The 8,395-nt window shown below is 51.1% G+C and carries 7 protein-coding genes; all 7 read left to right on the top strand.

Annotated features, from left to right (window positions below; genetic code table 11):
* Window positions 1-312 precede the first annotated feature (312 nt).
* The 7 genes from cas3 to cas2 all read left to right on the top strand — a co-directional run bounded on the left by cas3 (window position 313) and on the right by cas2 (window position 8,013).
* The gene (cas3, locus tag QCH34_RS02955) at window positions 313-2,505 is read left to right on the top strand and encodes a CRISPR-associated helicase Cas3' (protein WP_300329834.1); all 2,193 of its coding nucleotides are present in this window, start codon (window positions 313-315) and stop codon (window positions 2,503-2,505) included.
* On the top strand, window positions 2,474-3,190 hold the full coding sequence (cas5c, locus tag QCH34_RS02950) for a type I-C CRISPR-associated protein Cas5c (RefSeq protein ID WP_366898264.1): 717 nt from the start codon (window positions 2,474-2,476) through the stop codon (window positions 3,188-3,190). The genes cas3 and cas5c overlap by 32 nt, the downstream gene beginning before the upstream one ends.
* Window positions 3,187-5,076 carry a type I-C CRISPR-associated protein Cas8c/Csd1 gene (gene cas8c, locus QCH34_RS02945; protein ID WP_300329828.1) on the top strand — a complete coding sequence of 630 codons (1,890 nt, stop codon included), beginning with the start codon at window positions 3,187-3,189 and terminating at the stop codon, window positions 5,074-5,076. Before cas5c ends, cas8c begins: the two co-directional genes overlap by 4 nt.
* 2 nt (window positions 5,077-5,078) lie before the next feature.
* Complete coding sequence (gene cas7c / locus QCH34_RS02940; protein ID WP_300329825.1) at window positions 5,079-5,930, top strand: type I-C CRISPR-associated protein Cas7/Csd2; 852 nt, start codon at window positions 5,079-5,081, stop codon at window positions 5,928-5,930.
* Complete coding sequence (gene cas4 / locus QCH34_RS02935) at window positions 5,927-6,613, top strand: CRISPR-associated protein Cas4 (RefSeq protein ID WP_300329822.1); 687 nt, start codon at window positions 5,927-5,929, stop codon at window positions 6,611-6,613. Before cas7c ends, cas4 begins: the two co-directional genes overlap by 4 nt.
* A 79-nt stretch (window positions 6,614-6,692) precedes the next feature.
* Complete coding sequence (gene cas1c / locus QCH34_RS02930; RefSeq protein ID WP_300329819.1) at window positions 6,693-7,712, top strand: type I-C CRISPR-associated endonuclease Cas1c; 1,020 nt, start codon at window positions 6,693-6,695, stop codon at window positions 7,710-7,712.
* A gap of 10 nt (window positions 7,713-7,722) precedes the next feature.
* Complete coding sequence (gene cas2 / locus QCH34_RS02925; RefSeq protein ID WP_366898265.1) at window positions 7,723-8,013, top strand: CRISPR-associated endonuclease Cas2; 291 nt, start codon at window positions 7,723-7,725, stop codon at window positions 8,011-8,013.
* The last annotated feature ends 382 nt before the right edge of the window (window positions 8,014-8,395 follow it).

Below are 8,395 nucleotides of genomic sequence, written 5' to 3'. Positions count from 1 at the left end.
GAAATCGACACCGTCGGCCCGGGCAGAGCGGTGGAGGGCTGAACTGTGGAAGAGGCGGGGGCCACCCTCAGGAGGCCGCCCTCAAGGGGCCCACGTAGCTGTACCCTGACGAATACCCGCCGGACGGCGGGAGGAGGCCCATCATTACGACGTCCTCATCACGGCTATTAAATCCCTTCACCTCTACAGTCTGCCGAGGATTTTCAACCTTTAAGCAGGCTTTGAAAGTGTATCTTTTTACTGAAAATCTCCCAATATCGGCTGAATAGAAAATGGCCACATTTATTATCCCTTCACTGGATTGTTAGATCAGTGAGCAATTCTATGTATTATGCTCATTCTTCAGCCGATCCTGACAAGCGTGACTGGCAAACTCTCAAAGAACATTTGCAGAACGTGGCCAATATTGCATCAGGGTTCGCAGATGACTTCCGTGCCGGTGAGCTTGCGTATGCCGGAGGTTTGCTTCACGATATCGGGAAATATTCACCCGAGTTCCAGCGACGCCTGGAGGGGGCTCCCATCCGGGTCGATCACTCAACCGCCGGCGCACAGGAAGCAAGGGCGCTGTATCCCGTGCAGTTGAGCCGTATTCTGGAGTACATCATTACCGGGCACCATGGTGGCCTCTTGAATTACGGCAGCTGTGAAAGCGGGCTTGAGGAACGCCTGGGAAACAAATTTCTGCCGGATTACTCGGCATACCGCGAGGAGATCCCGCTTCCCGATCTCACACTTTTTCGCCCTATTTTGCAGCCGATTCATAAAAAGATAGGGTTTTCGATAGCTTTCTTCACGCGCATGCTCTATTCGTGCCTTGTCGATGCGGATTCTCTCGATACCGAAGGTTTTGCGGACCCTGTCGCATCCTCCGCCCGGGGGCGGTACGAATCTTTCGAGACCCTATCGCAGGAATTCGACGAATATATGGGCGCTCTCCTCTCAGGCGCTGAAGATACCCCAATCAACAAGTACAGAAGGGAGATCTGCGAACAGTGCAGAGAGAAGGCATCCCTCCCGCCACAGATGTTTTCCCTGACCGTTCCGACCGGAGGGGGGAAGACACTCTCATCCATGGCGTTTGCGCTTGACCACCTGAGGCAACACGGCCTGAAGAGGATCTTCTATGTAATCCCCTATACGAGCATCATCGAGCAGAACGCTTCAACGTTCAGGAAGATCTTCGGGAACCGGAATGTGCTGGAGCATCACAGCAACTTCGACCCTAAGGACTTGTCCGACAATGATGTCGACTCGATAGAGCGGTTCCTTAAACTCTCGGCCGAGAACTGGGATATGCCGATCGTCGTAACAACAAACGTCCAGTTCTTTGAATCCCTCTTCTCGAACAAGCGATCGCGGTGCCGGAAGATCCACAACCTTGCCCAAAGTGTGATCATACTCGACGAAGCCCAGATGCTGCCGACTGGTTATCTGAGACCCTGTCTCCAGATCCTCTCCGAGCTCGTCCAGAACTATGGTTCTACGGTCGTCATATGTACGGCAACTCAGCCAAAACTCAGCGAACTTCTGGACGAAAGCATCAGGCCTGTCGAAATCATGCGTTCGCCTGTAGAACTCTACGAAGCGTTCCGGCGGGTGCGCATCAAAGATCTCGGAGCATTGAGCGACGATGAACTCTCTGAGAGGCTGTGTGAGCATAAACAGGTCTTATGCATCGTCAATACCAGAAAGCATGCACAACATCTGCATGGTGCGCTCTCGGAGCATGGCACGTGCTATCACCTGAGCGCCAGAATGTGCCCTGTACATCGTAGAAAGCATCTGAAGGAGATTACAGAATTACTCCAGAAAGGTGCGGACTGCCGCGTCGTCTCGACGCAATTGATCGAGGCTGGTGTGGATATTGATTTCCCCGTTGTCTACCGGGCGATGGCCGGCGTCGATTCTATAGCCCAGGCATCCGGGCGGTGCAACCGTGAGGGGAAGGTCGACCGGGGTGATGCCTATGTCTTCCGGTCAACCGAGCGCTATGGTCAGGCTACAAGCTGGCAGCGCCGTACAGCGGAGATCGGCAGGATGGTCATGGACCAATTTGATGATCCGCTCTCCCTCCAGGCTGTCGAGGCTTACTTCCAAAGGCTCTACTCCTATGAGGGAGACGATGGGCTCGACCGGAAAGAAATCCTACCCGCTTTCGAGAGAGGATCAGGTGCACTTCAATTTCCATTTGAAGATATTGGCTGGGCGTTCAGAATCATCGAGCAGGACACGAAGGACATCGTCATCCCCTATGACAACAATGCCCGCTCACGTCTCGATGAACTCAGAACCAGCGAGAGCCCGTGGAGGTATACACGACGCCTGCAGGGGTATACGATCAACATCTACCCTGACGAGTATAAAGAACTGGAACGCGCAAACGAAATCGATATTGTCGGTGATAGGTTCTATGTGCTGAACAATCCCGACAAATACTCCGAAGAAACCGGACTTATAAATAGAAAACATAATGGAGGGGAGGGTTCACTCCTTATTATTTAAGGAGGTGAAGACGATAGGTTACGGCGTACGGCTGAAAATATGGGGTGATTACGCCTGCTTCACGCGACCCGAGATGAAGACCGAGCGCGTAAGCTATGATGTAATTACCCCCTCGGCAGCACGCGGCATTCTCGAAGCAATTCATTGGAAACCCGCAATCTGCTGGAAGATAGACAAAATCCACATCTTGAACCCGATCAAGTTCGACAACATCCGCCGGAACGAGCGATCTGGAAAAATCCCTGCGGGGAAAGTAAAAACCGCACTCCGCGGAGGCGATGTAGCACTCTTTCAGGGTCCGGGCGAAGATGCTGTTCAACGGGCTTCTTTGGTGCTGCGTGACGTCTGTTATGGCATCGAGGCACACTTCGAATTAACCGATGAAGCAGGTCCCGAGGACACCGTCGAGAAGCACTACAACATTGCACTCCGCAGGATGAAAAAGGGGCAGTGTTTCCACCACCCTTATTTCGGATGCCGTGAGTTTCCGGTTCAGTTCGAGCTTGTCGAAGGGGAGATGCCAGCGTCCTACTACACCGGGGAGAATGGTGGAGAGAAGGATCTCGGGTTCATGCTCTATGATATCGACTTTGCCGACGACATGAGGGCCATCTTCTACAGAGCGGTTCTGGTGGACGGCGTCATCGACGTGCAACGGTGCCTCGGCTTTGGGGGCGTCTCATGATCATCCAGTCCCTCTGCCGCTACTACGATATCCTGACAGAGGATGAGGATGCAGCAATCTCCCAGCCGGGATACAGCAGTGCGAAAGTATCGTTTGCACTTGTCATCAGTCCCGACGGTGAATTATCGTACATAGTCGATCTCAGAAGCGACGACAAAAAACCGCGCCCCAAGGTTATGGATGTGCCTCTGCAGGCATCCCGTGCAGTGAGCATAGCTCCCTACGTCCTCTGCGACAATGCGAAGTACATCTTGGGTGTCGAGAAGTTCAAGAGAAGGGACTTTGAGAAGAAGTTCCTGAAACCTTCCGGTAAAGGCAACTCTCCTGATTACACGATACTCGCCGAGAGCGAAAAAGAGATTGTTGTGGTTCATCAACGGTCTCGAAACTGCTTCGAAGAGTTCAAAAAACTCCAGCATGGGGTTTTTGATACCCTCGACGACCCTGGGATCCGAGCATTCTTTGCTTTCTTAGATACCTGGAAGCCCGAGGAGTTCTGCAGGCATCCGAAGATAGTGGAGTATATGGATGACCTTCTTGCCGGTGGGAATTGTGTCTTTGATTACGAGGGAGTCTTTTTGCACAGGAAACCTTCTGTGAAGCGTTTATGGGAACACTATTTCTCAAAGAATGAAAACAGTGATGCCGTTACTGCCCAGTGCCTCGTGACCGGGCAGTTGGATACGGTAACCCGTATACACCAAAATCTCAAAGGGGTTGCTGGCGCCCAGATGTCCGGTGCGTCACTCGTCAGTTTCAACGATGATTCATTCTGCTCTTATGGCAAAAAACAGAGTTTTAATGCCCCGATCGGCGAATCGGCGATGTTCAAATACACCACCGCCCTGAACTATCTCCTTGCGCACACGGAGTATCGGCAGAGAATCGTCGATACGACGGTGGTGTATTGGGCGGAGACGAACGGCACCGCATGTGAGGACCTTGCAAGTCTCTTTTTTGCCCCCCCTGAGATGGTTGAGAGAGGCAGCAGCGAGGACACCTCTGATCCGGAAAGGGTGCAGGACTGGCGGAAGATCGAACTGATCGCAGAGATCCTTGAGAAGGTCGGAAAAGGACGGAAGATCCACACCGAGGATGTCGGGGCGGATCCGGAAACGAATTTCTATCTGCTCGGCCTCGCCCCGAACAACGCAAGGCTCGCAGTGCGGTTCTGGCATGTTGATTGTTTTGGCAATTTCATCGAACGGGTTGCACGCCATCACCTGGACATGGAAATCACCAAGGGCTACTATGATCCGCGCTACGTATCACCATATCGCCTATTGAGGCAAACCGTCGCACCGAGTTCCGATGACAAGGCAATCTCTCCACTCCTTGGCGGCCTTCTATTGCGGTCGATTCTGAACGGCACGCCGTATCCGGCTCAGATGTACACCGCAATGATCAGCAGGGCAAAGATTGAGAGGTCGATTAATTCTTTTAAGGCGGGCTTCATCAAAGCCTACCTTCTCCGGCTTGCGAGAGCCGGTTTGACGAATTTACAGGAGGATATGATTACCGTGAGCTTAAACGAAGAGAACCAGAATGTGCCGTATCGCCTTGGGAGATTGTTCGCAGTGCTCGAAAAGGCGCAGACGGATACGAATCGGGAGATGAAGAGCACGATCAACAGCAAGTACTTCAGTAGTGCTTCGACGACGCCCGCTGTTGTCTTTCCCGTTCTGCTGAAGCTTGCACAACACCACATCGCAAAGTCGGACTGGGGCTTCAAGACTACACAGGGTATCGAAGAGACGCTGGCGGGGGTAGACGAGTTCCCGGCGTACCTGAACCTGGAGGAACAGGGAATGTTCATGCTCGGATATTACCACCAGCGTAAGGCGTTTTTCAAGAAAAAAGAGGAAGATTCAAGTGAGGTTGAGTGATTATGAGTGGACCCATAAAAAACCGGTATGAATTTGTGCTTTTATTCGATGTCGAGAACGGAAACCCGAACGGCGACCCTGATATGGGTAATATGCCGCGTGTCGATCCGCAGACAGGCCACGGGATTGTTACCGACGTCTGCCTCAAGCGGAAGATTCGGGATTACGTCGAGCTGGTGAAGGGCGACGTTCCGGGCTATGACATTTACGTCAAATCCGGCGTTGTTCTGAACGACCAGAACAAAAAGGCATATGAATATGTCGGCATTGAGCCTTCCAACAAAAAGCCAAAGGATAGCAAACTGACCAGATTTATGTGCGACAACTTCTTCGACATCCGCACGTTCGGTGCCGTGATGACCACAGAAGTGAACTGCGGACAGGTTCGTGGGCCGGTACAGTTAAATTTCGCCCGCAGCGTCGATCCGATTTTCCAGCAGGAGGTTACTGTTACACGCCAGGCGGTCACAAATGTGAAAGATCTCGAAAAGGGCCAGACTATGGGGAAGAAGCAAATAGTTCCTTACGCTCTGTACCGCGCTGAGGGCTATGTCTCCGCACATCTGGCACTGAAAACGACTGGATTTTCTGAAGAAGATCTGGAACTCTTCTGGGAAGGCCTCGTAAATATGTTCGAGCATGACCACTCGGCATCGAGGGGTAAGCTCTCCGCACGGAAGCTCGTCATCTTCAAGCACGACACGGCACTCGGGTGCTGTCAGTCCCATATTCTGTTCGACAAGGTCAAAGTAGAGCGCGTATCCGGTGATCTGCCTCCGCGATCATTTGGAGATTACCGCGTCAATGTCGTAAAAGATGTGCCCAATGGTGTCGAGGTATTCGAAAAGTTATGAGTAAACGGCGATATTCCGACCAAGAATTGCTTGCGCTGTCAGGCATCCAACATTTCTGTTTTTGCAGGCGGCAGTGGGCCCTGATCCACGTCGAGCGACAGTGGGAGGAGAATCTGCGGACGGCAGAAGGCCGACTGGTCCACAAACGGGTGGATGATCCGTTCTTCAACGAGAGCCGTGGCGATGTCATAATCTCGCGGGCGTTTCCTCTTGTCTCATACGACCTTGGCTTATATGGTGTGGCGGACGTGGTCGAGTACATCCGCTCCGAGGACGGCATATCTCTTCCAAGCCATGATGGATTCTGGACGATGAGACCGGTGGAATACAAACGCGGAAAGCCAAAGAACGACGAGCGTGACGAGGTTCAACTCTGCGCACAGGCAATGTGCATGGAGGAGATGTTCAATATTCATGTAAACCGGGGTGACTTTTACTATAACGAAGTCCGGCGAAGAGTGCCGCTTCTGCTCTCCGAAGATTTAAGGGATCGAGTCAGGTCGTTGTCGGAGGAGATGCACGAACTCTTTGCAAAGGGTGTCACTCCCCCTGCCAACGTCTCCAGGAAATGCAATCTCTGTTCTCTTCGGAATGTCTGCATGCCGAAGTTGACGAAGAAGGGTCTTCCCGTCCGCAGGTATGTGCGCAAACACGTGAAAGAGGCCTGTGTAGAGGATGATTAAGTGTTGAGGGGATAATGGCGAGCGCCGCTCTTTTGAGATTGATTCATCCCATCAGGGGACGTTGTACATGAGGAAACTGTTGAATACATTATATGTGACTACCCCGGAGTCATACCTCACCCGTGAGAGGGAGAACGTCGTTGTCAGAGTTAATAATGAGGAGAAGTTCCGCATTCCCATCCACAATCTTGAGGGTATCGTCTGCTTCGGCTACATGGGAGCAAGTCCCCATTTGATGCGGCTTTGTTCCGACAACAACGTCGGCTTATCGTTTTTAACGCCTTATGGGAAGTTTCTGGCACGGGTTAACGGGCGAGTCCGTGGCAATGTTCTGCTGAGGAGGACCCAATATCGGAAGGCGGATAGCCCCGGGGAATCACTAGAAATTGCGAAGTCCTTCATCACTGGCAAGATTGTGAACTGTCGAACGGTTCTCGGGCGCGGCATCCGCGACCATAGTGCTGTCATCGATTTTGATAAGGTTCAAGCGGTGGACGCTTTGCTGATCGAGAACCTCCTGAAGATCGAGGACTGCAACTCTGCCGATACGCTCCGCGGGATTGAAGGGAACTGTGCAAAATTCTATTTTATTACCCTTGACGAGCTGATCCTCAAGCAGAAGGACGCTTTTTACCTCCATGAACGGAATCGACGGCCTCCTCTTGATAATATGAACGCTTTACTTTCTTTTTTATACACACTCCTTGCTCACGATACCGAGTCTGCCCTGGAGACAGTAGGGCTTGATCCTTACGTCGGTTTTTTTCATACCGACAGGCCTGGGAGAGCGGGCCTGGCACTTGATATGATGGAAGAACTGCGGCCATTTATGGCAGATCGCCTTGCATTAAACCTCGTAAATCGAAAACAGATCTCTGGCGATGATTTTTTAAAAAAGGAGAACGGTGCGGTTATCCTCTCAGAAACAGGAAGAAAAGAGGTCATTGGAGCATGGCAGAAGAGGAAGCAAGACACGATTAACCACCCTTACCTGAAAGAGAAGATACCTGTCGGACTGCTACCCTATGTTCAGGCAATGCTGATGGGCCGCTTCCTTCGGGGAGATATCGATGGCTATCCGCCGTTTTTTATGAATTGAGGTGTTCATGATGATGGTTCTGGTAACGTATGATGTCAATACAGAAACCAATGAGGGAAAGAAACGACTTCGCAGAGTGGCAAAAGAGTGTGTAAATTATGGGCAACGGGTGCAGAACTCCGTTTTTGAATGTCTCATTGACCCGGCCCAGTTTACTAAGCTTAAACATTCTTTATGTAATATGATCGACGAGGAGAAAGATAGCCTCAGGTTTTATTACCTGGGTAAAAATTGGAAAAATCGCGTGGAGCACTTTGGTGCCAAGGAAGGGTACGATCCCGAAGGTTTATTAGTTACATGATCTCTGCGAACCCCTAGTGAACACCGATTCCCAAGGGGGTTCGCAGAGATTTTACTGAAATGGTATATTATTCTTATGGAAGACTCAACACGATCGTTATCGTAAGGTGTTATGCCAAACATGGAATTGGATTGATGGAGTACACACATCGATAAATATAATGTAACCGCTATTCTTTTAATTTGCGGATTGTTTTAAAAAATAACATTTATGTTCATGTTGATCGAATACAAATTGAAGCACCATAACCCTAACTCATAAGAATGGTGATTGGTGTTGGAATGGATCAATTTGCAGTCACACCCTTCACGGGTGTGTGGATTGAAATCCTGTGGGAGTGCCGGAATCGCCCGACATACCGAGTCACACCCTTCACGGGTGT

This window comes from Methanocalculus sp., from assembly GCF_029762515.1.
Taxonomy (GTDB): Archaea; Halobacteriota; Methanomicrobia; order Methanomicrobiales; family Methanocorpusculaceae; genus Methanocalculus.
The sequence above is the reverse complement of the archived record's forward strand: the minus strand, read 5'-3'. Positions and strand labels throughout refer to the sequence as shown.